Origin of the sequence: Paraburkholderia sp., from assembly GCF_047605525.1 — a bacterium.
In the GTDB taxonomy this organism is placed as follows: domain Bacteria; phylum Pseudomonadota; class Gammaproteobacteria; order Burkholderiales; family Burkholderiaceae; genus Paraburkholderia.
Genome location: NZ_JASGFN010000029.1, coordinates 1 through 25,475, shown reverse-complemented (window position 1 = coordinate 25,475; position 25,475 = coordinate 1). Strand labels below are relative to the sequence as shown.

17 protein-coding genes and 2 pseudogenes are annotated in these 25,475 nt (G+C 65.1%); 10 read left to right on the top strand and 9 right to left on the bottom strand.

Going from position 1 to position 25,475, the window contains the following annotated elements; all coding sequences use genetic code 11:
* Window positions 1–23 precede the first annotated feature (23 nt).
* Genes QM685_RS31145 through QM685_RS31135 form a run of 3 tightly spaced genes read left to right on the top strand, consistent with a single transcriptional unit; the run spans window position 24 to window position 7,104 of the window.
* Window positions 24–3,512 carry a DUF2126 domain-containing protein gene (locus tag QM685_RS31145; RefSeq protein ID WP_415122724.1) on the top strand — a complete coding sequence of 1,163 codons (3,489 nt, stop codon included), beginning with the start codon at window positions 24–26 and terminating at the stop codon, window positions 3,510–3,512.
* Between the two features lie 29 nt (window positions 3,513–3,541).
* The gene (locus QM685_RS31140) at window positions 3,542–6,217 is read left to right on the top strand and encodes a circularly permuted type 2 ATP-grasp protein (RefSeq protein WP_415122722.1); all 2,676 of its coding nucleotides are present in this window, start codon (window positions 3,542–3,544) and stop codon (window positions 6,215–6,217) included.
* Window positions 6,214–7,104 carry a transglutaminase family protein gene (locus tag QM685_RS31135; protein WP_415122720.1) on the top strand — a complete coding sequence of 297 codons (891 nt, stop codon included), beginning with the start codon at window positions 6,214–6,216 and terminating at the stop codon, window positions 7,102–7,104. The genes QM685_RS31140 and QM685_RS31135 overlap by 4 nt, the downstream gene beginning before the upstream one ends.
* A 9-nt stretch (window positions 7,105–7,113) precedes the next feature.
* On the opposite strand, the gene QM685_RS31130 is transcribed toward QM685_RS31135, so the two are convergent.
* The 6 genes from QM685_RS31130 to QM685_RS31105 are packed head-to-tail and all read right to left on the bottom strand — an operon-like array spanning window position 7,114 to window position 15,979.
* On the bottom strand, window positions 7,114–8,388 hold the full coding sequence (locus QM685_RS31130; protein ID WP_415122718.1) for an MFS transporter: 1,275 nt from the start codon (window positions 8,386–8,388) through the stop codon (window positions 7,114–7,116).
* 13 nt (window positions 8,389–8,401) lie between these two features.
* A complete protein-coding gene (locus QM685_RS31125) occupies window positions 8,402–9,196 on the bottom strand; it encodes a peptidylprolyl isomerase (RefSeq protein ID WP_415122716.1) in 795 nt (264 codons plus the stop codon).
* A gap of 10 nt (window positions 9,197–9,206) precedes the next feature.
* Window positions 9,207–9,890: a respiratory nitrate reductase subunit gamma gene (gene narI / locus QM685_RS31120; protein WP_415122714.1), complete on the bottom strand. Its 684-nt coding sequence runs from the start codon at window positions 9,888–9,890 to the stop codon at window positions 9,207–9,209.
* Complete coding sequence (gene narJ / locus QM685_RS31115) at window positions 9,887–10,639, bottom strand: nitrate reductase molybdenum cofactor assembly chaperone (RefSeq protein ID WP_415122712.1); 753 nt, start codon at window positions 10,637–10,639, stop codon at window positions 9,887–9,889. Before narJ ends, narI begins: the two co-directional genes overlap by 4 nt.
* A 1-nt stretch (window position 10,640) precedes the next feature.
* Window positions 10,641–12,167 carry a nitrate reductase subunit beta gene (gene narH, locus QM685_RS31110; protein ID WP_415122710.1) on the bottom strand — a complete coding sequence of 509 codons (1,527 nt, stop codon included), beginning with the start codon at window positions 12,165–12,167 and terminating at the stop codon, window positions 10,641–10,643.
* Complete coding sequence (locus QM685_RS31105) at window positions 12,164–15,979, bottom strand: nitrate reductase subunit alpha (RefSeq protein WP_415122708.1); 3,816 nt, start codon at window positions 15,977–15,979, stop codon at window positions 12,164–12,166. Before QM685_RS31105 ends, narH begins: the two co-directional genes overlap by 4 nt.
* Before the next feature lie 360 nt (window positions 15,980–16,339).
* Here QM685_RS31105 and panE point away from each other — a divergent pair, with 360 nt between their 5' ends.
* Both panE and QM685_RS31095 read left to right on the top strand, forming a co-directional pair.
* Window positions 16,340–17,275 (top strand): 2-dehydropantoate 2-reductase, encoded by a 936-nt coding sequence (gene panE, locus QM685_RS31100; protein ID WP_415122706.1) that lies wholly within the window; start codon window positions 16,340–16,342, stop codon window positions 17,273–17,275.
* Window positions 17,276–17,349: 74 nt separating this feature from the next.
* On the top strand, window positions 17,350–17,649 hold the full coding sequence (locus QM685_RS31095) for a hypothetical protein (RefSeq protein WP_415122704.1): 300 nt from the start codon (window positions 17,350–17,352) through the stop codon (window positions 17,647–17,649).
* A gap of 37 nt (window positions 17,650–17,686) precedes the next feature.
* On the opposite strand, the pseudogene QM685_RS31090 reads toward QM685_RS31095, so the two are convergent.
* Window positions 17,687–17,770: pseudogene (locus QM685_RS31090) on the bottom strand (carboxymuconolactone decarboxylase family protein); the annotation flags it as partial.
* Between the two features lie 361 nt (window positions 17,771–18,131).
* Between QM685_RS31090 and QM685_RS31085 the strand changes: the two are divergent.
* From QM685_RS31085 to QM685_RS31065, 5 genes are all read left to right on the top strand, one after another.
* Window positions 18,132–18,584 (top strand): HU family DNA-binding protein, encoded by a 453-nt coding sequence (locus QM685_RS31085; protein WP_415122702.1) that lies wholly within the window; start codon window positions 18,132–18,134, stop codon window positions 18,582–18,584.
* Window positions 18,585–19,025: 441 nt separating this feature from the next.
* Complete coding sequence (locus tag QM685_RS31080) at window positions 19,026–20,435, top strand: circularly permuted type 2 ATP-grasp protein (protein WP_415122700.1); 1,410 nt, start codon at window positions 19,026–19,028, stop codon at window positions 20,433–20,435.
* A 178-nt stretch (window positions 20,436–20,613) separates the two neighbouring features.
* Window positions 20,614–21,564 (top strand): alpha-E domain-containing protein, encoded by a 951-nt coding sequence (locus QM685_RS31075; protein ID WP_415122698.1) that lies wholly within the window; start codon window positions 20,614–20,616, stop codon window positions 21,562–21,564.
* Window positions 21,565–21,576: 12 nt separating this feature from the next.
* Entirely contained in the window at window positions 21,577–22,377 is an 801-nt protein-coding gene (locus tag QM685_RS31070; protein WP_415122696.1) for a transglutaminase family protein, read from the top strand.
* A 201-nt stretch (window positions 22,378–22,578) separates the two neighbouring features.
* Window positions 22,579–23,451 carry a peptidase gene (locus tag QM685_RS31065; protein ID WP_415122694.1) on the top strand — a complete coding sequence of 291 codons (873 nt, stop codon included), beginning with the start codon at window positions 22,579–22,581 and terminating at the stop codon, window positions 23,449–23,451.
* A gap of 127 nt (window positions 23,452–23,578) precedes the next feature.
* Here the strand turns inward: QM685_RS31065 and QM685_RS31060 are convergent, their stop codons facing one another.
* On the bottom strand, window positions 23,579–24,763 hold the full coding sequence (locus tag QM685_RS31060; protein ID WP_415122692.1) for a porin: 1,185 nt from the start codon (window positions 24,761–24,763) through the stop codon (window positions 23,579–23,581).
* A gap of 399 nt (window positions 24,764–25,162) precedes the next feature.
* Window positions 25,163–25,475, bottom strand: a pseudogene (locus tag QM685_RS31055) (hypothetical protein); the annotation flags it as partial.

The following is a 25,475-nucleotide window of genomic DNA, read 5'->3' as shown; positions in this document are numbered from 1 at the left end:
CCATCTTCGTCCAGGAGTCCGGAGTGTCCATTCGCGTCGCGTTGCATCACGTCACTCATTACCGCTACGACAGGCTCGTCTCGCTGTCGCCCCAGGTCGTGCGGCTCAGGCCCGCGCCGCATTGCCGTACGCCGATCCTGTCGTATTCGATGCGGGTCGAGCCGGCCACGCACTTCATCAACTGGCAGCAGGACGCGTTCGCGAACTATCAGGCGCGCCTGGTGTTTCCCGAGCAGACGCGCGAATTCAGGGTGACCGTCGACCTGGTCGCCGAAATGGCCGTCTACAACCCGTTCGACTTCTTTCTCGAACCGTCGGCCGAGCAGTTCCCGTTCGACTACGAGCCGGGCCTCGCGGTCGAACTCGCGCCATACCTCATCAAGCGGCCGATGACGCCGCGCTTCGCCGAATTCGTCGCGAGCATCGACCGCACGCCGGCCGGCACCGCGAATTTTCTGGTCGCGCTGAACCAGCGGCTGCAACACGAGATCCGCTATCTGATCCGGATGGAGCCGGGCGTGCAGACGCCCGAGGAAACGCTGACGAACGCCTCGGGTTCGTGCCGCGATTCGGGCTGGCTGCTCGTCGAGACGTTGCGGCAGCTCGGTTTTGCGGCGCGCTTCGTGTCCGGCTATCTGCTGCAACTCGCGCCCGACGTCAAATCGATCGACGGCCCGAGCGGCACCGAAGTCGACTTCACCGATCTGCACGCGTGGTGCGAAGTCTATCTGCCCGGCGCGGGCTGGATCGGGCTCGACCCGACCTCGGGGCTGCTCGCCGGCGAAGGGCATATCCCGGTCGCCTGCACGCCGGAGCCGGGCAGCGCGGCGCCGATCGCGGGCGCGGTCGACGAATGCGAGGTCGAATTCGAGCACACGATGTCGATCGAACGCGTGCTAGAGACGCCGCGCGTGACGAAGCCGTACAGCGAGGCGGCCTGGGACGACGTGCTGAAAATGGGCGCGCAGGTCGACCGCGAACTCGCCGGCATGGACGTGCGGCTCACGATGGGCGGCGAGCCGACCTTCGTGTCGGTGCGCGACCGCGACGCCGCCGAATGGAACACCGACGCGCTGGGCCCGACCAAGCGCGGCTACGCGGTCGCGCTGATGGACAAGCTGCGCGCGCGCTACGGCGCGAATGGTTTTCTGCATATCGGCCAGGGCAAGTGGTATCCGGGCGAGCAGTTGCCGCGCTGGGCGATGTCGCTGTACTGGCGCGCCGACGGCGAGCCGTGCTGGCACAACCCGGCGCTGTTCGCCGACGAACGCGAACCGGGCCGCTACACGGCCGGCGACGCGCAGCGCTTCATCACGCATCTGGCGGCGAAGCTGTCGGTCGACCCGGATTGCATTCAGCCCGGCTACGAGGACACCTGGTACTACCTGTGGCGCGAGCGCCGCCTGCCGGTCAACGTCGATCCGTTCGACGCGCGTCTGGACGACGAGCTCGAACGCGTGCGTCTGCGCCGGGTGTTCGATGCGGGGCTTGCCAAACCGACCGGCTACGTGCTGCCGATCGGCCGCGAACGCGGCGAGCCGGGCGTGGCGCCGAAATGGACCAGCGGCCGCTGGTTCTTCCGCGACGAACGCATGTATCTGATCCCCGGCGATTCGTCGATGGGCTACCGGCTGCCGCTCGATTCGCTGCCGTGGGTGTCGAAGACCGACTACCCGTACCAGCATGCGCACGATCCGTTCGCGCCCGCGGAGCCGTTGCGCACCGCCGCGCAGTTGCGCGTGCAATACGAAGCGGGGCGTGAGCGCGCGGCGTCGGCGGCCGATGCAAGGACCGATCCGCGTCACGCGGCCGCGCTGTCGCTGTCCGCCGCGGATCTGCTGAGCGGCATGCCGCACGGCGGCGTGCTCGCGTATGCGCATCAGCCCGGCGACGAGCAGCCGCCGGCGCGCGGGCAATCGTCGACGGGCACGTTGCGCACCGCGCTATGCGTCGAGGCGCGCGACCCGAAACGCGCGGCCGGTCCGAAGGCCGAAACCGCTTCGTTCGGCAGCGGCCACACGCTGCTGCACGTGTTCATGCCGCCGCTCACCGATCTCGACGACTATCTCGATCTGCTCGCCGCCATCGAGGCAACCGCCGACGAGCTGAAGATGCAGGTCGTGCTCGAAGGCTATCAGCCGCCGCGCGACGCGCGCCTGAAGGTGCTTCAGGTGACGCCGGACCCCGGCGTGATCGAGGTCAACATCCATCCGGCCGCGAACTGGGACGAACTGGTCGATCACACCGAGTACCTGTATCAGTCGGCCGCGAACAGCTATCTGAGCAGCGAGAAGTTCATGCTCGACGGCCGCCATACCGGCACCGGCGGCGGCAATCACTTCGTGCTCGGCGGCGCGACGCCGGCCGACAGTCCGTTCCTGCGCCGCCCCGATCTGCTCGCGAGCCTGGTCGCGTACTGGCACAACCATCCGTCGCTGTCGTATCTGTTCTCGGGCCTGTTCATCGGACCGACCAGCCAGGCGCCGCGCGTCGACGAAGCACGCAACGACCAGCTCTACGAACTCGAAATCGCGTTCGACGAATTGCAGCGGCAGATCGATCTGCTCGGCGGCCGCGACAGCGCGAAGCTGCCGCCGTGGCTGATCGACCGTGCGCTGCGCAACATCCTGATCGACGTGACCGGCAACACGCACCGCGCCGAGTTCTGCATCGACAAGCTCTATTCACCGGACGGACCGGCGGGCCGCCTCGGCCTGCTCGAGCTGCGCGGCTTCGAAATGCCGCCGCACGCGCGCATGAGCCTCGTGCAGCAACTGCTGCTGCGCGCGCTGGTCGCGCGTTTCTGGCGCACGCCGTACACGCGGCGCCTGACGCGCTGGGGCACCGAACTGCATGACCGCTTCCTGCTCGGCACCTTCGTGAAGATGGATTTCGACGACGTGCTCGCCGAGCTCGACGAAGCCGGCTTCGTGTTCGACGCCGCCTGGTTCGCGCCGCACTTCGAATTCCGCTTCCCGCTGGTCGGCGAACTGATGGTGAGCGGCGTCGATCTGACGATCCGCAACGCGCTCGAACCGTGGCACGTGATGGGCGAAGAGGGCGCCGTCGGCGGCACGGTGCGCTATGTCGATTCGTCGGTCGAGCGGCTCGAGGTGCGCGCGCTCGGACTCAACGGCAATCGTCACGTGCTGACCGTCAACGGCGCGCCGGTGCCATTGCAGCCGACCGGCCGCGTCAGCGAATACGTGGCCGGCGTGCGCTTTCGCGCGTGGTCGCAGGCATCGGCGCTGCATCCGACGATCGGCGTGCACGCGCCGCTCACGTTCGATCTCGTCGACACCTGGACCGGCCGCTCGCTGGGCGGATGCCAGTATCATGTCGCTCATCCGGGCGGGCGCAACTATCAGACCTTCCCGGTCAACGCCTACGAGGCGGAAAGCCGGCGGCGCGCGCGCTTCTTCGCGTCGGGTCATACGCCGGGGCCGCTCGTGGCGGGTACGCCGCGGCGCAGTCTCGAGTTTCCGTTCACGCTCGATCTGCGCCGCAGTTGAAAACCACGCACTCCTGACACCACACGACCTTGGCCTTTCAATCGACTTTGCCCTTCGAAGCGTCCGCGCCGCAGGCGGACGCTTCGTCCCTGTTGCGGTTGTTGCCGGGTCATGACGGACATTGGGACGAACTGCGCGACGCGTCGGGCGCGCTGCGCGAACCGTGGCGGCAGTTCTTCGCGCTGCTCGGCGAAGACGGCATCGCGCGGCTCGCCGATCATCGCGAGTCGATCGCGCAGCAGATCCGCGACAACGACATCAGCTACAACGTCTACGCGGACAACGGCAAGTCGCGGCCGTGGGCGCTCGACCTGCTGCCGTTTCTGATCAGCGAGACCGAGTGGGCGCATATCGAGCGCGGCGTCACGCAGCGCGCGCATCTGCTCAACGCGATCGTCGCCGATATCTACGGGCCGCAGACGCTGCTCGAACATGGGCAACTGCCGCCCGCGCTGGTGTTCGGGCATCCGGGCTATCTGCGTTCGGTGAAGGGCTTCACGCCGCCGGGCGGCCAGTATCTGCAGGTCGTCGCGCTCGATCTCGCGCGCACGCCGGGCGGCGAGTGGAGCGTGATCGCGCATCGCACCGAGGCGCCGTCCGGTCTCGGCTACGCGCTCGAAAACCGCCTGATCGTCTCGACGCTGTTCGCCGAGCCGTTCCGCTCGCTGCGCGTGAGCCGCCTCGCGCCGATCTATTCGCAACTGATCGCGACGCTCGTGCAGTCCGCGCAAGCGACGATGCGGCAGGGGGACAGCGGCGATGCGGCGTCGCCCGATGTCTCGCCACATATCGCGCTGTTGACGCCGGGGCCCTACAACGAAACCTATTTCGAGCACGTGTTTCTCGCGCGCTATCTCGGCGTCACGCTGGTCGAGGGCAAGGACCTGACCGTGCGCGGCGACCGGCTTTATCTGAAGACACTGGCCGGACTCGAACGCGTGCACGTCGTGCTGCGGCGTCTCGACGACGCCTTCTGCGATCCGGTCGAGCTGCGCGCCGATTCGACGATCGGCGTGCCGGGCCTGTTGCAGGTGATGCGCGCGGGCAATGTGATCGTCTCGAACGTGCCGGGCGCGGGCTTTGCCGAATCGCCGGCCTTGCACGGCTTCATGCCGGGCATCGCCGAAGCGCTGCTCGGCGAGGAACTCGTGCTGCGGGGCGTGCCGACCTGGTGGTGCGGCGAACAGGCGGCGCGCGAGCATGCGTTCGCGCATCTCGACGAAGCGTTCATCGTGCCGACGTGGCCGCTCGCCGGGCGCGATGCGCCGCCCGGCATCGAGCCGGGCAGCGAGCCGCTCGCGGCGTGGCGCGAGCGCATCGAAGCGATGCCCGACGCGTTCACGATCCAGCAGGAGCAGCGCTTTTCCTGCACACCGCGCTATGAGGCGGGCACGATCGGCGGCCGTCCGTCGGTGCTGCGCGTCTATGCGATTGCCGACGTCAACGGCGGCTGGCACGTGATGCCGGGCGGCTTCACGCGCATGGCCGCCGGGCGCCAGACGACCGTGTCGATGCAGCACGGCGGCAGCAGCGTCGACACATGGGTGCTGTCGAGCCAGCCGACCTCGACCTTCACGCTGCTGCCTTCGCCGCTGCGGCCCGCCGATCTCGCGCGCAAGCATCGCACCGTCTCGAGCCGTGCCGCGGAGAACCTGTTCTGGGCGGGGCGCTATGGTGAGCGCGCCGAGAACAACGTGCGGCTGCTGCGGCTGATCCTCGGCTCGCTCGAAGGCAACGACGCCGACGCGATGTTTCCGACGCTCGTCGAGCTGGCCACGTATTGCGGCCTCGTGCAGCCGGGCGACATGTCGTCGCCGCAGGCGCCGCCTTCGCCGCAGACGTTCGAGCGCGCGCTGGTCGCGAACCTCGGCGAGAACGCGGACAGCGTGAGCATCAGCCAGAACCTGAGTTGCCAGACGCGCGCGAACGGCGAAATCCGCGGACGGCTGTCGAACGATCACTGGCGCGTGATTCTCGCGGCGCGCAACGACTTCCAGGATGCGTTGCAGACATTGCTGCCGGCGGTGGGGGCGGGGAACGGCCCGGCGTCGCAGGGCAACGGTGGCGCGGGCGGCGGCATGACCGGCGGGTTGAACGGCGGCGCCGAACGCTACGATCGCGTGACGCTCGCGAATGCGCTCGAACATCTGTCGGTGCAGTTGTCGGCGATCAGCGGCGCGCAAGGCGACCGGATGACGCGCGACGAAGCGTGGCGCCTGCTGTTCGCCGGGCGTCATATCGAACGCGTCGCGACGATGGCCGCGTTCGTGCGCGGCGTCGCCGCGAACGGCCAGCTTGCGACGCCCGCCGGTTTCGATCTGCTGCTGCAACTGTTCGACAGTACGCTGACGTATCGCTCGCTGTATCCGGGGCGCTTCGAAGTGCCGGCGCTGCTCGATCTGCTGGTGATCGAGCCGCACAATCCGCGCGGCATTTATGGCGTGTACGAGCGGCTACGCAAAAAGCTCGACGAAATCGGCGTCGCGGCGGGCGGCGTGCGCCATCCGCCGTTCGCGGAGCGGTTGCCGGCGGTGTCGTTGCTGCCGACGCTCGAATCGTTGTGCGAGGTCGATGAAGCCGGCGCGTACACGAAGCTGATTGCGCTGTGCGATCAGATCGGCGGCTTCGCGAATGCCGCCGCGCATGAAGTCAGCGCGCGCTATTTCAGTCACGCGACCACGGTCGCGTCGCAGGTGTGGGCATGAAGAATGCACCGACCGTGCTCTGCGTTGCGCATCGCACCACGTATCACTACTCGACCTATGTGGAGACCGCGCAGCATCTGGCGACGATCCGGCCGCTCGCGTGTCCGTGGCAGCGCGTGATCTCGCGCAGCGAACAGATCGAGCCGACGCCGTCGTACCTGCATAGCCGCATCGATGCGTTCGGCAACGACGTGCTGTATTTCGCGCTCGACACGCCGCACGAACGCCTGCAACTCGTCAGCGAAACCACGGTGGCGCTGACGCCGCGCTGGAATGCGCTCGACGCCGACGCCACGCCCGCGTGGGAAGCGGTCGCCGAGGCGCTGCGGTTTCGCGCGGGCGGCCGCTTCCGGCCCGCGGCGGAGTTCTGCTTTGCGTCGCCGAACATCGCCTTGAGGCCGGCGCTGCGCGACTACGCGTTGCCGAGCTTTACGCCGGACCGGCCGCTCGTGGCGGGCGCGATCGATCTGATGCACCGGATTCACGAAGACTTCGCGTACAAGCCGTCGGCGACACTGTTCGATACGCCGGCCGAGCGCGCGTTCGAACTGAAGAGCGGCGTGTGCCAGGATTTCGCGCAGGTGATGATCGGCTGTTTGCGTTCGCTCGGCTTGCCCGCGCGCTATGTGAGCGGCTATCTGCGCAACGATCCGCCGCCGGGGCATCCGCGCCTGATCGGCGCGGATGCGTCGCATGCGTGGGTGTCGGTGCATTGTCCCGGCAGCGGCTGGATCGATCTCGATCCGACCAATGACGTGCTCGCCGATCTCGATCACGTGACGCTGGCGATCGGGCGCGACTACAGCGACGTGTCGCTATTGCGCGGCACGATTCTCGGCGGCGGCGCGCATCGGATGGAGGTGGGGGTGACGGTGCTGGAGCTTTGATCCGCGTCGCTAACCGGCAGCTTCTCCGATAACCGGCGTGCGCTTGACTTCCGACAGATAGATCAGGATCAGCGATACCCAGACGATGCCGTAAAGAAACATGAAACACGTCGAGCGGATCCTGAAGAAGTCGAGCAGCATGCCGAACAGGATCGGCAGCAGAAAGCCGCCCAGCCCGCCTGCCAGGCCGACAATGCCGGTCACCACGCCCATGTTGCCGGCGAAGTCGTCGGCGACGTATTTGAACGTCGACGCCATCCCGAACGCAAACACGCCGCCCAGCACGAACGTCAGCAGCACGAATACGATCAGCGAGACGTGGAGGCGCAGGCTGAGCGTGCCGTCTATCGTGTGAATGACGAAATCGGTCGGCGGATACGACAGCAGAAACAGGCATATCCACGCGACCCACAGTCCCCACCACGTCACGTTGTGCGCGCCGAAGCGGTCGGCCAGTCCGCCGCCCACCGCGCGCAGTATCGAGCCGGGCAGCGAGAACCCGGCGGCGAATGCCGACGCCATCACGAGCGACATCCCGTATTCGGCCTTCAGGTACTGCGGGATCCACAGCGACAGCGCGGTGAAGCCGCCGAAGGTAATCGAGTAGTACTGGCATAGACGCCATACGTGCGGATTGCGCAGCACCTTGAACGAGTCGAGCCACGAGCCCTGGCTTTTGCCGGCGCCGGGGTCGCGCGCCGAGGCGAACCAGAAGATCACGGCCGTCACCAGCAGCGCGATCGCGTACACGCGCGGCACGAAGCGCCAGCCATAAGCGGCCTGCAACGACGGCGTGACGAACAGATTTACCGCCGCGCCGGCGGTGCCCGCGCCGAAGAAGCCCATTGCGAAGCCGCGCCGCTCCGGCGGAAAGAACCGCGCGACATACGGCGTGCCGACCGCGAACGATGCGCCGACGCAGCCGAGAAAAAGCCCGATCAACAGAAACTGCCACAACGCGGTCGCATAACTGACGATATAAACCGGCACCGCGCACACCACCAGCAGCACCGTCATCACGATGCGTCCGCCGAAGCGGTCGGTCCATGCGCCGAGCGGCAGACGCATCAACGCGCCCGTCAGAACGGGCGTCGAGGTCAGCAGGCCGAACTCGGTGCTGTTCAGTCGCAGGTCCTCGCGCAACTGGACGCCCAGCACGCCGAACATCATCCATACGACGAAGCAGACGAGAAACGCAAGCGTGCTCGCCAGCAATACCGACCAAGCCTGCGCGGTGATGCCCGGCGCCGCGCCGGAATTGTTGATGCCGCTGTGTACGCTCATGCTGTTCCCTCTTCTATTGAACCAGCGGGCCGTTGACTTCGCCCAGAACCGCGCCTTCGATGCGCGCGCGCGAAGCCAGCACGCTCACGTACTGCTGGATTGCCTTGTGACGGACCCGCTCGCCGAGAAAGCGGGCGATATCGGCTTCGACCGATTCGAACGGAAGCCGCTCGCCTTCGATACGGCGATCGATACGCACGAGATGAAAACCGAAACGCGTGTTGACGAGTCGCGGCAACACGCCGATGTCCTGCGTGTCGAACAGGGCGCGCTCGAATTCGGGCACGCTGTCGCCGCGCAGCAACTGCCCGAGGCTGCCGCCGAGCTTCGCCGATGGACAGTTCGAGAACTCGCGCGCGGCGTCTTCGAACGTGCCCGGCGCGCGCAGCACCTGCTGCAATGTGGACTCCGCCTTGTGGCGGACCAGCGCGAGCGGCGCACGGTCCGTGACCGCGAAAAGGATGTGGCTCGCGAACACGATGTCGTTCTGTCTGAAGCTCGCGGGATGGCTTGTGTAATAGCGCTCGCAGTCCGCGCGGGTCGCGCTCGGCACATTCAGTTCGAGTTCGAGCAGGCGATCGAGCGACGCGTCGTCGAGCGCGGCGCCGTCGGCGATCAGCTTCAACCCGATCGCGCGTTGCCGCAGCAGTTCGCGGATCACGAGCGCGACACGCGCGGCGGCGCGCGGATCGGGCGCGTCCGGGTGATGCGCGATTTCGTCGTCGATGGCCGCCGCTTCGATCGCGACGCCGTTCACGCTCAACGCGTGCTCAGTGTCCGCCGGCGCGGGTGGGTCGATCGTGCTCATCGTCAACCCCTTAGCGCTTGCGCACGAGCTGATACGGGCGGATCAGATAGGCGACCGACGCGAATCCGCTCCAGATATGCACCATCCGCGTGAACGGCGAAACGAGGAAAATCGTGAAGCCGAGCGCAATATGTATCTGATAGGTCAGCGGCACGCCCACGAGCAGCCCCGCGATATTCGGCCGGAACGTGACCACGCCTTTCACGTAGTCGGTCAGTTGCTCGAACATCACGCCGTCCATATGACGCATCGACAGCACGACCGTGCCGAGTCCGAGCGCGAGCTGCACCCACAGCATCAGCACGATGACGATGTCGGACACGCGGCTGTTGCGGCGGATGCGCACGTCGCCGAGACGCCGGTGAATCAGGATCGTCAGGCCGATGATCGCGACGACGCCCGCCGTGCCGCCCGCCACCATCGCAACGAGCTGGTGCATCGACGCCGACATGAACGGCGACACGAGCCAGTGCGGCGCGAGGAAGCCGACGAAATGGCCGCCCACCACGATCAGGATGCCCCAGTGAAACAGGTTGCTGCCGAGGCGCAGCGTGCCGTGCCGCAGCATCTGCGACGAATCGCTTTTCCACGTGTATTGCTCGCGGTCGAAACGCACGAGACTGCCGAGCAGCAGCACCGCAAGACAGATATACGGGTAGATGCCGAACACGAACTGATGGAAGTAGTCGCTCATGACCTGTTCTCCCGGTTAGTGCCGCGTCCCGCCGGCGATGCGGCGCCAGGACGGCTGTCGTAGAAGTGGATGGGCGCGCCGTTGCCGTTCGTGGGCGTCGCCGCGCCGACGAAGCGAACCGGCTCGTCGGCCCACGCGGCATCGAGCGCGCGATAGTCGGCGGCGGACGGCGGCGATTGCGCGTCGTCCTCGTTGAGCGTGTCGGGCTTCTCGCCGCGGCCGAACCCCGCGAGCGGCAACAGCGCGCCGACCACGAAGCTGTACGGGCTGCCGCGTTTCGCGAGGTGCGTGGTGACCGATTGCAGAATCTCGCCCGTCTCCGCGAGCAGCCCGCGGGCTTCCGCGGCGGGCAGGCGCGACAGGTATTCGAGGAACACGGGCAGGTAGTCGGGCAATTCGCCCGCGTCCAGATACAGGCCATGTTCCTCGTACATCCGCTTCAGATCGACCATCGCCTGGCCGCGATCGCGCGATTCGCCGTGCACATGCTCGAACAGGTACAGCGATGTGCCGCGTCCGCGATCGAACAGCGCGACGTAGTTTTCCTGCAGCGTGAACAGATCGCGCTGCGCGCAATAGTCGATGAACTGTTCGACGCCCGCGCGCGCGTCGCGGGTCAGGCCGCGCTCGCCGCGCAGCAATTCCCGTGCTTCCGGCAATGCGTCGAGCAGCGGCTGGTCCGGATAGCCGAGCAGCGCGCCCAGTACCGCATAGGTCGCGCCGGGTGGAGTGGTGTCACGAGAGGCCATGTCAGAACTCCTGGCGAATCGGAATCTTGCGGTTGCTCTTCTTCGTCGTGAAGAGACTCGCTTCGGAGCGGCCATCCGAGCAGCCGTTGCCGAACGAGAACCCGCACGACGAACGCAGATCGAATGCGTCTTCCGCATACTCGCGGTGCGACGTGGGAATCACGAAGCGATCCTCGAAGTTCGCAATCGCCAGATAGCGGTACATGTCCTCGACCTGGGCGACCGTCAGTCCTGCCTGCTTGAGCACGCCGGGCGCTTCGACCTGATCGACGTGGCGCGCGCGCATGAACGCGCGCATCGCGAGCAGCCGTTCGAGCGCCAGCTTGACGGGTTCTTCGTTGCCGGCCGTCAGCAGGTTCGCCAGATAGCGAAGCGGAATGCGCAGCGATTCGATGTCCGGCAGATAGCCGTTCATGCCGAGCTCGCCGCTGTTGGCGGCCGCGTTGATCGGCGAAAGCGGCGGGACGTACCAGACCATCGGCAGCGTCCGGTATTCCGGGTGCAGCGGAAAAGCGATCTTCCAGTCGATCGCCATCTTGTAGACCGGCGAACGCCGCGCGCCTTCCAGCCAGGCAGCGGGCACGCCGTCGCGTTCGGCCTGCGCGATCACCTCGGGATCGTTCGGGTCGAGAAACACCGATAACTGCGCTTCATACAGATCGGCTTCGTTCTCGACGCTCGCTGCCTCGCTGATGCGATCCGCGTCGTACAGCATCACGCCGAGATAGCGAATGCGGCCCACGCACGTTTCCGAACAGACGGTCGGCTGTCCCGCTTCGATGCGCGGATAGCAGAAGATGCATTTCTCCGCCTTGCCGCTGTGCCAGTTGAAATAGATCTTCTTGTACGGGCAGCCGGACACGCACATGCGCCAGCCGCGGCACTTGTCCTGATCGATCAGCACGATGCCGTCTTCCTCGCGCTTGTAGATCGAGCCGGACGGACACGATGCGACGCACGCCGGGTTCAGGCAGTGCTCGCACAGCCGCGGCAGATACATCATGAAGGTATTCTCGAACTGCCCGTAAATATCCTTCTGCACGTTCTCGAAGTTGTAATCCTTCGAGCGTTTCTCGAACTCGCCACCGAGAATCTCTTCCCAGTTCGGCCCCCACTCGATCTTTTCGAGCCGTTGACCGCTGATCAGCGAGCGCGGACGCGCGACGGGCATCGCCTTCGTGTCGCCGGAATCCTGCAGATGCGCGTAATCGAATGTGAAGGGCTCGTAGTAGTCGTCGATTTCGGGCAGATGCGGGTTCGCGAAAATCTGCGCGAGCAGGCGCCACTTGCTGCCCAGACGCGGTTCGATCTTGCCGTCCGCCTTGCGCTTCCACCCGCCGCGCCAGCGGTCCTGGTTTTCCCAGTCTTTCGGATAACCGATGCCGGGCTTCGTCTCGACGTTGTTGAACCACGCGTACTCCATGCCTTCACGGCTCGTCCACACGTTCTTGCAGGTGACGGAACACGTGTGGCAGCCGATGCATTTGTCGAGATTGAGCACCATGGCGATCTGCGCGCGCACCTTCATGAGGTTTCTCCCTGACGGTGTTGATGCCCGATAGCGGGATTGACGGGATCAGGCGGCGCATCGTCGAGCCAGTCGACGTTTTTCATCTTGCGCACGATCAGGAATTCGTCGCGGTTCGAGCCGACCGTGCCGTAGTAATTGAAGCCGTACGCCAGCTGCGCATAGCCGCCGATCATATGCGTCGGCTTCAGCGCCACGCGCGTGACGGAGTTGTGGATGCCGCCGCGCGTGCCGGTGATTTCCGAGCCCGGCGTATTCACGATCTTTTCCTGCGCGTGATACATCATCACCATCCCGTGCGGGACGCGCTGGCTCACGACGGCACGCGCGCACAACGCGCCGTTCGCGTTGTAGCACTCGATCCAGTCGTTATCGACGACGCCGATCTGCCGCGCGTCGATTTCCGACAGCCAGACGATCGGGCCGCCGCGCGACAGCGTGAGCATCAGCAGGTTGTCGGTGTACGTGCTGTGGATACCCCATTTCTGGTGCGGCGTGATGAAGTTCAGCGCGATTTCGGGGTTGCCGTTCGAGCGCGCGCCGAGCATGTTCTGGTAGTTGCCGGTTTCGATCGGCGGCTTGTACACGCACAGCGATTCGCCGAACGCGCGCATCCACGTGTGGTCCTGGTAGAGCTGCTGGCGGCCGCTGATCGTGCGCCACGGAATCAGCTCGTGAACATTGGTGTAGCCCGCGTTGTACGACACGTGCTCCGATTCGATGCCGCTCCATGTCGGCGACGAGATGATCTTGCGCGGCTGCGCCTGGATGTCGCGAAAGCGGATTTTTTCATCCGCGCGCGCGTCGGCCAGGTGCGCGTGCTCGATGCCGGTCATCGCCGAGATGGCCTCCCACGCTTTCACCGCGACCGCGCCGTTGGTTTCCGGCGCCAGCGACAGGATGACCTCGGCGGCGTCGAGCGCGGTATCGATGCGGGGGCGACCGGCCGTGCCGCTCGTGCCATTCGCGCCGCCGCCGTTGCCGTTGCTTCCCCCATCCGCGACGCGATAGTTGAGTTCGCCGAGCAGCGCGACTTCGTCCTTCGTATCCCACGAGATGCCTTTGCCGCCGTTGCCGAGCTTGTCCATCAACGGACCGAGCGACGTGAAGCGGTCATACGTGGCCGGGTAATCGCGCTCGACGACGATCACGGCCGGCATCGTCTTGCCCGGCACCGGTTCGCATTCGCCGTGTTTCCAGTCGCGCACCTCGAACGGCTGCGCGAGTTCGCCGGGGCTGTCGTGAGCAATCGGCGCGAGCACGACATCGCGTTCGACGCCGAGATGGCCGGCGCTCAACTCCGAGAAACGTTTGGCGATGCCCTTGAAGATTTCCCAGTCGCTCTTCGATTGCCATGCGGGATCGACCGCGGCCGACAGCGGGTGAATGAACGGATGCATGTCGGACGTGTTCATGTCGTCCTTCTCGTACCACGTTGCCGTGGGCAGCACGACGTCGGAATACATGCAGGTGGTCGACATGCGGAAGTCGAGCGTGACGAGCAGATCGAGCTTGCCGCGTGGCGCGTCGTCATGCCATGCGATTTCCTCGGGATGCTTGTGGCCGGACTTGAACACCTCGTCGCCCTGCACGCCATTCGTCGTGCCGAGCAGATGCCGCAGGAAATACTCGTGACCTTTGCCCGACGAGCCGAGCAGGTTCGAACGCCACACGAACAGATTGCGCGGAAAGTTCGCGGGACTGTCGGGGTCTTCGCAGGCCATCTGCAAGCTGCCCGATTTCAGCTCGCCGGCGATCTTCGCGCCGGCCTGCGCCGGTTCGTTCAGCGCGCGGCCGACGTCGAGCGGATTGACGGACAGTTGCGGCGCGGACGGCAGCCACCCCATGCGTTCGGCGCGCACGTTGTAGTCGATCGGCGCGCCGTGAAAGCGCGTCCTGTCCTCGAGCGGGGAGAGCAGCGCGCTCGGGTCCATCGGGTCGTAGCGCCACTGGTCCGTATGCGCGTAGAAGAACGACGTCGCGTTCATCTGGCGCGGCGGGCGGTTCCAGTCGAGCGCGAACGCGAGCGCCGTCCAGCCGGTCTGCGGGCGCAGCTTTTCCTGGCCGACGTAATGCGACCAGCCGCCGCCCGATTTGCCGATGCAGCCGCACATGACCAGCATGTTGATGATCGCGCGGTACGACATGTCCATATGGAACCAGTGATTGATCCCCGCGCCGATGATGACCATCGACTTGCCCTGCGTCTTGTGCGCGTTCTCCGCGAACTGGCGGGCGACATTGATCACGTCCGCGCGCCTGACGCCGGTGATCGCTTCCTGCCAGGCGGGCGTGTACGGCAGATCGTCGTCGTAGCTCGCGGCGATGTGTTCGCCGCCGAGCCCCTGGTCCAAGCCGTAGTTCGCGACGAACAGGTCATAGACGGTGGCGACCAGCATGTCGCCGTTGCGGGTCGCGATTCTGCGCGCGCCGATCCTGCGCGACAGTTCCGAGGTATGCGACGTGTGATTGAAGTGCGGATGCCGGATGTTGCCGAAGTAGGGGAACAGCACGTCGACGACTTCGTCGTGTGCGTCGACGAGCGTCAGGCGCGGCTCGATCGCGGCGCCCGCCGCCGACTGCTGTTTCAGATTCCATTTGCCCTTGTCTTCGCCTTCTTTCTGCCCCCAGCGAAACCCCGCGGAACCGACCGGCACGACGATAGTGTTGGTCGGCGCGTCGATGACCACGGTTTTCCAGTCGGGATTGTTCGCCTGACCGAGCGCGTCGTCGAAATCCGATGCGCGCACGAGCCGTTCCGGCACATAGCGGCCAGCGCGTTCGACGAGACGCACGAGACAGGGCATATCGGTGAAGCGGCGGCAGTAGTCGGCGAAGTAGTCGCTTTTGCCGGCGAGGTGAAACTCCTTGAGGATCACGTGACCCATCGCGAGGGCAAGCGCCGCGTCGGTGCCTTGCTTCGGATGCAGCCAGATATCGCCGAACTTCGCGCCTTCCGCGTAATCGGGAAAGATCGACACGATCTTCGTGCCCTTGTAGCGGACCTCGGTCATGAAATGCGCGTCGGGCGTGCGTGTTTGCGGCACGTTGGACCCCCACATCATGATGAACGTGGAGTTGTACCAGTCGGCCGATTCCGGCACGTCGGTCTGCTCGCCCCATGTTTGCGGCGAAGCCGGCGGCAGATCGCAGTACCAGTCGTAGAAGCTCAGGCACACGCCGCCGATCAGCGACAGATAGCGCGAACCGGCCGCGTACGACACCATCGACATCGCGGGAATCGGCGAAAAGCCCACCACGCGATCCGGCCCGTGGTGCTTGACCGTGTAGACATTGGCGGCGGCGACGATCTCGTTGACCTCGTCCCAGCTCGAACGGATGAAGCCGCCGAGTCCGCGCCGCATCTGATAGCCACGGCGCGCCGTCTCGTCCTCGACGATCGATTGCCACGCGTCGACCGGCTCCAGGGTCCGGCGCCGCTCGCGCCATAGCTTGACGAGCGCGCTGCGCACCAGCGGATATTTGAGGCGGTTCGCGCTATAGAGATACCAGGAGTACGACGCGCCGCGCGAACATCCGCGGGGCTCGTGATTGGGCATGTCGGGGCGCGTGCGCGGATAGTCGGTCTGCTGGGTTTCCCACGTGACGATGCCGCCTTTCACATAGATTTTCCACGAGCACGAGCCCGTGCAATTCACGCCATGCGTGGAGCGTACGATCTTGTCGTGTTGCCAGCGCTGTCGATATGCGTCTTCCCATTTTCTGTCTTCATCGGTAACGGCGCCGTGGCCGTCCGAGAATGGCGCGCGGGCCGTCGTGAAGTAACGCAACCTGTCCAGAAAATGGCTCATGGCTATCCTGTGCCGGTTGGTGAACGTTCCCAGACATTAAAGGATGCGGATATAAAGAAGTAGAGTTGATGCATGAATTGGGCAATAGTTTGATCCAGATCTAATGATTTGATGTTTGGCGTCCCTGCGGCAGCGTTGAATCGTCGCACTGGGCGAACTTTGCCGGGGCCGTCCGAGGTGGGTTTTCCCCAAGGGCGGTTGGCGGGGAGCGTGGCTGACGATGCGCAATCTTTGCTACATTCCTGCACACGCACCGCATCCATGGCATTACGAGAATGCGTCGAAAGTCGCGGTGCGGGAGCGACATGGGCAACATGCCTGACGCGAGCGGTGCGATCGAAATCTTTCAAGAGGCTCAAGATGCGAATTCTGGTTGTAGGGGCGGGCGCGGTAGGCGGATATTTCGGTGGACGTCTGGCGGCGGCAGGTCAGGACGTGACCTTCCTCGTGCGCGCGGGTCGCGCGGACAAGCTGCGGCGCGACGGCCTCGTGATCGACAGTTCGCGCGGCGACCTCGTGCTGCGCGACGTGAAGACGATTCTCGCCGGCGTGAGCACCGAGCCGTTCGATCTCGTGCTGCTGAGCTGCAAGGCCTATAGCCTCGACGACGCGATCGATTCGTTCGCGCCGCTGGTCGGCGAATCGACGGTAATCCTGCCGATGCTCAACGGCATGCGCCATATCGACGTGCTCACCGCGCGATTCGGCAAGGAGCGCGTGCTTGGCGGCCAGTGCGTGATCGCCGCGACGCTGAACGCCGAGCAGCACATCGTGCATCTGAACGACACGCAGGCGATCACGTTCGGCGAACTCGCGGGCGGCACCTCCGCGCGCACCCAGGAGATTGCCGACGCGATGTCCGGCGCGAGCTTCGACGTGTCGGTCAGCGACAACATCCTGCTGCGCATGTGGGAGAAGTGGGTGTTCCTGGCCACGCTGGCAGGCAGTACGTGCTTGATGCGCGGTTCGGTCGGCGATATTCTGGCTGCGCCCGACGGCAAGCGCGTGATCGAGAACGTGCTCGGCGAATGCCGCGCGGTGGCGGAGAACAACGGCTTTACGATGGCCGCCGACTTCGACGCGCGCGCCACGCAAATGCTGCTGACACCGTCGCCGCTGACCGCGTCGATGCTGCGCGACGTGGAAAACCATTCGCATACCGAGGCGGATCACATTCTCGGCGATCTGATTTCGCGCGGCGGCGACGCGCAAAAGGGCGAGCACGGCCTGTCGCTGTTGCGCGTCGCCTATAGTCATCTGAAGACGTACGAAGCGCGCCAGGCCCGTACCTCCTGACGGCTCGCCGCGCAGCCGGCACCGGAACGGATGGGGGGGGACGCCCGTCGCAGTCCCACGATCGGAGGTGAAGCATGCCGGCTCCAACCGGATCGGTGCCCGCGCTCAGCGCCGCTTCTGCAACGGTGTTCTCGATCGGTATCGTGTTTCTCGGCTACTGGGGCATGTATGAGCCGACCGCCTGGCGCGCGGCCGACGTCGTGGTGGTCGTGCTCGCGCTGGCCGGCTTCGCGTGCCTCGGCCTCGTGCCGTGGATGGCGACCAGTCCCGTCGAGCCGGAGACCAGCGATGCCCGCGTGCGCATCGCGCGGCATCTGTTTCTCGCGGGCGTGGCTTCGATCTGGCTCGCGGTGGCGGTCTCCGTGATCTTCTAGAGCTTGCGGAGCGCCGCGCGCCCGCGTTGCAATAGCCTTACTCCGGCATCTTCCTGAACGACACCGCAATCCGGTTCCAGCCGTTGATCGCGACGATCAGCAGCGTCAGATCGCTGATTTCCGGCTCGCTGAAACATCGTCAGAAGCTTCGCGGCGCAGGCCCGGCTACCCGCGAAAATGACGAAAGTGCCTTGAATCAAGGGGCGAAAAGCGTTGGGCAGCCCGCATCGGGTGCCGGAAAGCGACGCCCGAAACGAACTGTAACGTGCGTTACGTCTGCACGTCGAAGACCTCGCCATGAGCGTTTTACCCGCTAAAACAGGTACTAAAACGTGTCGCGCTGTGGTTACCGCGCAAAAAACTTCATCGCAATACATAAAAGAGTCGCGCAAATCGCACGAGCGCTTGTAGAATCCGGCGTTGAAGCGTGCGCATACGGTGTGCGCTTCAGCAATTCACTGACCACAACAGGTAGGAGAAACATGCCGACTTCCGCAAAAAAGGTGGCCAAGAAGGCTGCTGCCCCGGTACCGACCAAGAAGGTTGCTGCAAAGAAAGTTCCTGCGAAGAAAGCCGTCGCAGCCAAGAAGGTCGCCGTGAAGGCGTCTGGCGCACCGTCGCCGATCAAGGACACCTTCACGAAGGCCTCGTTGGCAGCTCACATCGCTGAACGTGCCGCAGTGGAACCGAAGGCCGCCAAGGCCGTGCTGGCCGCGCTCGAAGACACGATCCTCGGCTCGGTGCACAAGAAGGGCGCTGGCGAATTCACGCTGTCGGGTCTGTTGAAGATCGTCGTGCAGGCTGTGCCGGCGAAGAAGAGGCGCTTCGGCAAAGACCCGTTCACGGGCGAAGAGCGCTGGTTCCCGGCCAAGCCGGCAAGCGTGCGTATCAAGGCGCGCGCGCTGAAGAAGCTGAAGGACGCAGCGGCGGCTTGAGCCAGGCGCGCCGGCAAGCCGCCTGGGCGCGGGCGTGGGAGCGTGGTATCGGCCTTCATGGTTTAACCATGCCTGACGTTCGAGTGCTTGTATCAGCGCTTGCATACAGGTAGTCCGAGTCCCCGTGGATGAAAATCCACGGGGACTTTTTTTATGCGCGCGCTTCGTTTCGCTTCGTTAGTGAAAGGTCAAATCCGCCGGTGAAACAGCACCGCGTTTCTCATAGTGTGCGCCCTGATGGCGCGCCCGCACCGGACTGACGCATCATTGATCCACGGCAGTACGATCGACACGGCGCGATGCGATCCGGATGCGCCGTTAGCGTGCACGCCAACGCCGTCCGGCATGCAAAACTCAATGGCATAACGCTTGCTTGATCGATTGCCGAGTACCGAATGCGCAGCGCATTCGCCTTCTATTGACAACAAGAGTGGGGCTGACATGCGATGCTATGACGAGATGCGCCATCACGACGATGGCGTACGGCCGCATTACGCGCGCTTCGAGCGATGGCTGACCAAGCAGGGCGAGGAGGCGATCGCACGCAAGCGCGCGGAAGCCGATCTGCTGTTCCGGCGAGTCGGCATCACCTTCGCGGTGAACGGAGACCTGTCCGGCACCGAACGGCTGATTCCTTTCGACCTGATTCCGCGCATCATTCCGCGCGGCGAATGGCAAACACTCGAAGCGGGTCTGCGGCAGCGCGTGCAGGCGCTCAACCAGTTCATCCACGACGTCTATCACGATCGCAACATCGTGCGCGCGGGCATCGTGCCGGCCGAGCAGGTCTACACCAATGCGCAGTATCGTCCGGAGATGCAGGGCGTCGACGTGCCGCTCGGTGTTTACGCGCATATTGCCGGCGTCGACGTGGTGCGCGCGGGCGACGCCGGCGAGTTCTACGTACTCGAAGACAACCTGCGCGTGCCGTCGGGCGTGTCGTACATGCTCGAAAACCGCAAGATGATGATGCGGCTGTTCCCCGAGCTGTTCGTGCAGAACCGTATCGCGCCGGTCGCGCATTACCCCGATCTGCTGCTCGATACGCTGCGCTCGGTCGCGCCCGAAGGCGTCGACGATCCGGTCGTCGTCGTGCTCACGCCCGGCATGTACAACTCCGCCTATTTCGAGCACACGTTTCTCGCGCAGCAGATGGGCGTCGAGCTCGTCGAAGGCAAGGATCTGTTCGTCGACGACAACTACGTGTTCATGCGCACGACGCAGGGGCCGAAGCGCATCGACGTGATCTACCGGCGCGTCGACGACGACTTTCTCGATCCGCTCGCGTTTCGCCCGGATTCGGCGCTCGGCGTGCCGGGTCTGCTGACCGCCTATCGCGCCGGCCGCGTCGCGCTCGCGAACGCGATGGGCACCGGCATCGCCGACGACAAATCGATCTACCCGTACGTGCCGGACATGATCGAGTTCTACCTCGGCGAAAAGCCGATTCTGAACAACGTGCCCACTTACCAGTGCCGCAAGCCGGACGATCTCGCGTACACGCTCGCGCATCTGCCGGAACTGGTCGTCAAGGAAGTGCACGGCGCGGGCGGCTACGGAATGCTCGTCGGGCCCGCGTCGACGCAGGCCGAAATCGAGGCGTTCCGCGAGCGTCTGATCGCGCGCCCGGCTGGCTATATCGCGCAGCCCACGCTCGCGCTGTCCGCGTGTCCGACCTTCGTCGAAGCCGGTATCGCGCCGCGCCATATCGACCTGCGACCATTCGTGCTGTCCGGCAAGACCACCACGATGGTGGCGGGCGGTCTCACGCGCGTCGCGTTGCAGGAAGGCTCGCTCGTCGTCAATTCTTCGCAGGGAGGCGGGACCAAGGATACGTGGATGGTCGACTGACGCGGTTGCCGCCGCGCCGCGCCGCAGCCGCCGATGGGCTGCCGCAACGCGCGCTGCTCGCAACCCGACGCGCCTCGAGGGGCACAGGGTGTGCCGCCGGCGCTTACGGACAACCAGCGCGGGTCTTCGATACTGACGAAGGCCTTGCGTCATCAGCTCTCAGATATGGAACGCCGTCATGCTTAGCCGAACCGCCGATCACCTTTTCTGGATGGCCCGCTATATGGAGCGCGCGGAGAACACCGCCCGCATGCTCGACATCAATCTGAAGGCGCAACTGCTGCCGCAGACGCCTGAACAGGAGGCACGCGCGCAGCGCTCGGTGCTGCGCATCTCCGAGCTCGAAGGCGCGTTCGAGCAGCGCTACGCCGAGCCGACGCGCGACCACGTGCTCGATTTCATGGTCGCGGACGCGAGCAATCCGTCGAGCATTCATTCGTGTCTGCAGGCCGCGCGCGAAAACGCCCGCGCGGTGCGCGGCACGCTGACGACCGAGTGGTGGGAAACCATCAACGACACATGGCTCCAGTTCAACGAGCGGCTGTCGAGCGGGCAGGCCGTCGGCAATCCCGGCGCGCTGTTCGAATGGGTCAAGTTCCGCTCGCATCTGTCGCGCGGCGTGACGATCGGCACCGCGCTGCAGGACGACGCGTTCTTCTTCACGCAGCTCGGCACCTATCTGGAGCGCGCCGACAACACCGCGCGGATTCTCGACGTGCGTTTCGCGAACATCGAGCCGAATTCGCGCGACGCCGCGCGCCAGCTCGAGGACTTCTATTACTGGACGTCGATTCTGAGCTCGGTGTCGGCGCTGGAAATCTACCGCAAGGTGTATCGCGACGTCGTGACGCCCGCGCGCGTGGTCGAGCTGATGATCCTGAACCAGCAGATGCCGCGCTCGCTGCTCGCGTCGCTCGACGGCGTCTGCACGAATCTGGCGATGCTGCGCACGTCGGGCTCGAACCAGTGCGAGCGCTTCGCCGGCAAGCTGCGCGCCGAGCTGCTGTATGCCGACATCCGGCAGATTTTCGAAATCGGCCTGCATGCGTATCTGACGCAATTCCTCGCCCGCGTGTTCGATCTGGGCAATCTGGTTGCGCAGACCTATCTGATGCTGCCAGTGGCCTGACGGAGCTTTCTCATGTACCTGACGATCCGCCACGACACTTCCTATCGCTACGAAGCGACGGTTCATTATTCGATCCAGCAGTTGCGCCTGACGCCGGCGAGCGGCGCCGCGCAGACCGTGCGGCGCTGGCACATCGACGCGCCGGGCAAGCTCGACGCGACCCTCGACGCGTACGGCAACGTGCTGCATACGCTCGTCATCAACAAGCCGCATAACGAGATTCATCTGATCGTGACGGGCGAGGTGAGCACGGTGCCGCTCGTCGACGGCGCGCTGCGCGATCCGCCCGGCCCGATTCCGCTCGAGCATTTCACCTGCGCGACGCGCCTGACCGACGCCGATGCGGAGATCCGCGAGCTGGCCGCGACGGTGTCGAGCCTCGCGAGCCCGGCGAGCCTGATCGCGCTATCGGAGCAGATCGTGCAGCGCGTGCAGTACCGGCCCGGCGTCACGGCGGTCACGAGCACGGCCGCCGAGGCGCTCGCGCTCGGCAACGGCGTGTGCCAGGACCATGCGCATCTGATGCTCGCGTGCTGCCGCGCGCGCGGCGTGCCCGCGCGTTACGTGAGCGGCTATATCGAGCCGGGCGACGTGCCTCACGGCGCGAGCCATGCATGGGTCGACGTGTGGCTCGAGGGCACCGGCTGGATTTCCGTCGACGTGACGCATGCCGCGTTTGCGAGCGAGAACTACTGCCGGCTCGCGGTGGCGCGTGACTATGAAGCGGCGGCGCCGGTGCGTGGTCGGCGTATCGGCGGGCTCGCGGAAGAGCTCGACGTCGCGGTGATCGTCAGCGCGGAGATGCCGCAGTAACCGGCGCCTCGCTCACCCGGCACCGGGCCGGCTGACGGCCCGGCGTGTTTCGCGCCGGAGCCGCGATGATCGTGCCCGCCGGGGCCTCGCCATTCCTGACAATTGTTGAAGATCGGGCCGCAGAAGGCCGTAAACACGGATAAAAGGCGCATCTGCGCCGCATTACAATAGCGCCGTTCATTTGCCTTTCGCGGATTCCCTATGACTTACTGCGTAGCGATGGCCGTCAACGACGGCCTCGTGTTCCTGTCCGACACGCGTACCAATGCCGGCGTCGATCACGTCAGCACCGCGCGCAAGATGTCGGTGTTCGAGCAACCCGGTGAACGTCTGCTCGTGCTGCTGGGCGCCGGCAATCTGTCGCTTACGCAGGCGGTGCTGCACGAGCTGTCCGAGCCCGCCGATGCCACGCAGCCGACGCTCTGGAACGTGCCGACGGTGGCGGACGCCGCCCGCGTGGTCGGCAACGCGGTGCGTCGCGTGCATCAGCGCGACGCGGAGGCGCTGCAGCAGTTCGGCGTCGATTTCAATTGCAGCTTCATTCTCGGCGGGCAGATCGCGGGCAACCGGATGCGCCTGTTCATGATTTATGCGGCCGGCAATTTCATCGAGGCGTCGGCGGTTAATCCGTATTTCCAGATCGGCGAGGCGAAGTACGGCAAGCCGATCATCGACCGCGTGCTGACGCCGTCCACGCCGCTCGACGAAGCCGCGAAGTCCGCGCTGATCTCGATGGATTCGACGCTGCGCTCGAATCTCTCCGTGGGGCTGCCGCTCGATCTGCTCGTGTACGAGAAGGATGCGCTGCGCGTCACGCGCTTCGTGTCGATCGATCGCGACAACGCGTATTTCGACATGATTCACCGCACGTGGGGCGAGCGTTTGCGCCAGGTGTTCGCCGAGATTCCGGATCCGGACTGGCAGGACTCGCTCGGCATGCAGCCGTTGCTGCCCGAGCAGGCACTCGTGCTGTATCGCGCGCCGGTCGGCGCCGACGGCCTCGAGCATGAAAGCGACGTGAAGCCCGCGCAGACGCTCGCGCAGGCCGACAAGGGCAAGGCGCAGCGGCGCTAGAAGCGCGCGGCGCCCCGCTCGGGGCGTCTCATCACAGGACAAAAAAAACCAGCCATCGGCATCGCCTCTGGCTGGTTTTCGATTACGCGGCCCGTCAGCCGCGTAGGGAGTCCGATTCGAAGTCCGATTAGAACTTGTGACGGATACCGAGGCTGACCATGACCTGGTTGTCGGTGCTCGACTGGTTGCCGTACGAACCGATCGAAGCCGTTGCCGGCACGAGGCCGCCGGTGGTCGGATCGCGCTGGTCGCCGCTCGCATGTTGCCATGCGCCGACTGCGTACAGGTCGGTGCGCTTCGACAGCGCGTAGCTCGCGCCCAGCGAAACCTGGTTGTACGTTGCCGTTGCGTCGCCCGAGCCGCGCGTGTAAGCGTAGCCGAGGCCCAGCAGCGTTGCCGGCGTGATCTGGTAACCGACGTAAGCGCGGCCGACGTTGAACTTCTGCGTCGACCCGAAGCCCGAGTTCGCGTCCGGCTTGTATTGCGCGTTGCTATAGCTCAGGTTGGCCGTGAACGGACCCGTCACGTACTGAACGGCTGCCGAAGCGATGCCGATCGACTTCGAGAACGCGTACGCGGCATTGATGCCGGCGTCGGCCGGGAATGCGGAGTCGAACGTGCCGCCTGCCGTGCCGGCCCAGCCGCCTGCCGCGGTGCGCGTAGCCAGCGAGCTTGCATTGTCGGCACGCAGGTAGCCGGCGGCGATGCTGAACGGACCCGTTGCATACGTTGCCGCGCCCGACCACGTCTGACCCGAACCCGTCGAGCCCGCGACGCCGCCCAGTGCGTACATGCCTTCGATCTGGAAGCCGCTCCACACCGGCGACACGTACTTGATCGCGTTGTTCACGCGGAAGCTGTTGTCGTTGTTGTCGACGTCACCCGGCGTCGCGAACGTGCTGCCGAAGTAGTTGTCGCCCGTGAGCGGCTGGACCATGTCGACCAGCGGGTCATACTGACGGCCTGCCGTCAGCGTGCCCCATGAGTCGCCGCTCAAACCGACGAAAGCCTGACGGCCGAACATCAGGCCGCCTTGACCGAGCTTGCCGGTGTTGATGTCAAAGCCGTTTTCCAACTGGAAAATCGCCTTCAGGCCGCCGCCCAGGTCTTCCGTGCCCTTCAGGCCGAAACGGTTGCCCTGGATGTTGCCGCCGAACATTTGCACGAGGCTACCGCCATGGGGGGTAGCGTTGTTCACGTATTGGACCGATTCATCGATCAAGCCATAGAGGGTCACGCTGCTTTGCGCGTGAGCCATGCCGGTGACGCCGAGCAGCGCCAGCGAGAGGGTAGACAGTGCGATTCGTTTCATCTATTTCTCCACGCAGATGATTGTTCGTTGTTGCGGAAAGCAGAATAGCTCACTGTTTCAATTGGTAAGAACAGGAAAAAAAAGAGTGTCGCCAAAAACTGACAAATCGCCCAAAGCCTTGTATTTAAAGCCCGCCAAGGATTGTTTCTGTTTGTGCAATATTTATTGGTGCCATAAGCATTATTGTTGTTTTGTCGATAGTGACTGAATGAATAAGTGCACTTTTGGCATTGATTTTGAATGGGCGACGTAATCTACTCGTCTAATTGTTCGACTGGTTTTGTATAGAACGCATAAAAAGCGCAAGCGGCGGCGCGGCTCGCCGGACTGGACAGAACGAGGGTGTTTGTGCGCAGGCGCAACCTGGGCAGCGTCGGGAGGTGCAACCGTTGGGTTTCGTCAGCGTTTCGCCGTGCCGCGGCGCGCCATCGCGGCGGCGGTCAGTCCCGCCGCCGCGGCGAGCAGCACCGAGGTCCAGGGGTTGCGCCGCACGTAGCCGTCGGCGGCCACGGCTTTGCGGCGCGCTTCGACGAGCGCGGCGGCCGCCATCCGCGTGGCCTGCGCTTCCGCTTCGATCACCTTGCGGCCGATATCGATAGCGCTCGCGCGCGTGGCGGTCGGGTTGTGCGCGTGGGTGTGCAATGCCGCCGACGGCGCCGCGGCAAGCGCGCCGGACGCCGCGTCCACTGCCGCGCGAGCGGCGGGTGCGGGC

What these genes read in the sequence shown, in the direction of transcription:
- QM685_RS31065 (WP_415122694.1), top strand. Translation starts at nt 22,579, where the DNA reads ATGACTTACTGCGTAGCGATGGCCGTCAACGACGGCCTCGTGTTCCTG.
- narH (WP_415122710.1), bottom strand. Translation starts at nt 12,167, where the DNA reads ATGAAGGTGCGCGCGCAGATCGCCATGGTGCTCAATCTCGACAAATGC.
- QM685_RS31125 (WP_415122716.1), bottom strand. Translation starts at nt 9,196, where the DNA reads ATGAGCACGATCGACCCACCCGCGCCGGCGGACACTGAGCACGCGTTG.
- QM685_RS31075 (WP_415122698.1), top strand. Translation starts at nt 20,614, where the DNA reads ATGCTTAGCCGAACCGCCGATCACCTTTTCTGGATGGCCCGCTATATG.
- QM685_RS31105 (WP_415122708.1), bottom strand. Translation starts at nt 15,979, where the DNA reads ATGAGCCATTTTCTGGACAGGTTGCGTTACTTCACGACGGCCCGCGCG.
- QM685_RS31130 (WP_415122718.1), bottom strand. Translation starts at nt 8,388, where the DNA reads ATGAGCGTACACAGCGGCATCAACAATTCCGGCGCGGCGCCGGGCATC.
- QM685_RS31070 (WP_415122696.1), top strand. Translation starts at nt 21,577, where the DNA reads ATGTACCTGACGATCCGCCACGACACTTCCTATCGCTACGAAGCGACG.
- QM685_RS31080 (WP_415122700.1), top strand. Translation starts at nt 19,026, where the DNA reads ATGCGATGCTATGACGAGATGCGCCATCACGACGATGGCGTACGGCCG.
- QM685_RS31060 (WP_415122692.1), bottom strand. Translation starts at nt 24,763, where the DNA reads ATGAAACGAATCGCACTGTCTACCCTCTCGCTGGCGCTGCTCGGCGTC.
- panE (WP_415122706.1), top strand. Translation starts at nt 16,340, where the DNA reads ATGCGAATTCTGGTTGTAGGGGCGGGCGCGGTAGGCGGATATTTCGGT.
- narI (WP_415122714.1), bottom strand. Translation starts at nt 9,890, where the DNA reads ATGAGCGACTACTTCCATCAGTTCGTGTTCGGCATCTACCCGTATATC.
- QM685_RS31095 (WP_415122704.1), top strand. Translation starts at nt 17,350, where the DNA reads ATGCCGGCTCCAACCGGATCGGTGCCCGCGCTCAGCGCCGCTTCTGCA.
- QM685_RS31135 (WP_415122720.1), top strand. Translation starts at nt 6,214, where the DNA reads ATGAAGAATGCACCGACCGTGCTCTGCGTTGCGCATCGCACCACGTAT.
- narJ (WP_415122712.1), bottom strand. Translation starts at nt 10,639, where the DNA reads ATGGCCTCTCGTGACACCACTCCACCCGGCGCGACCTATGCGGTACTG.
- QM685_RS31085 (WP_415122702.1), top strand. Translation starts at nt 18,132, where the DNA reads ATGCCGACTTCCGCAAAAAAGGTGGCCAAGAAGGCTGCTGCCCCGGTA.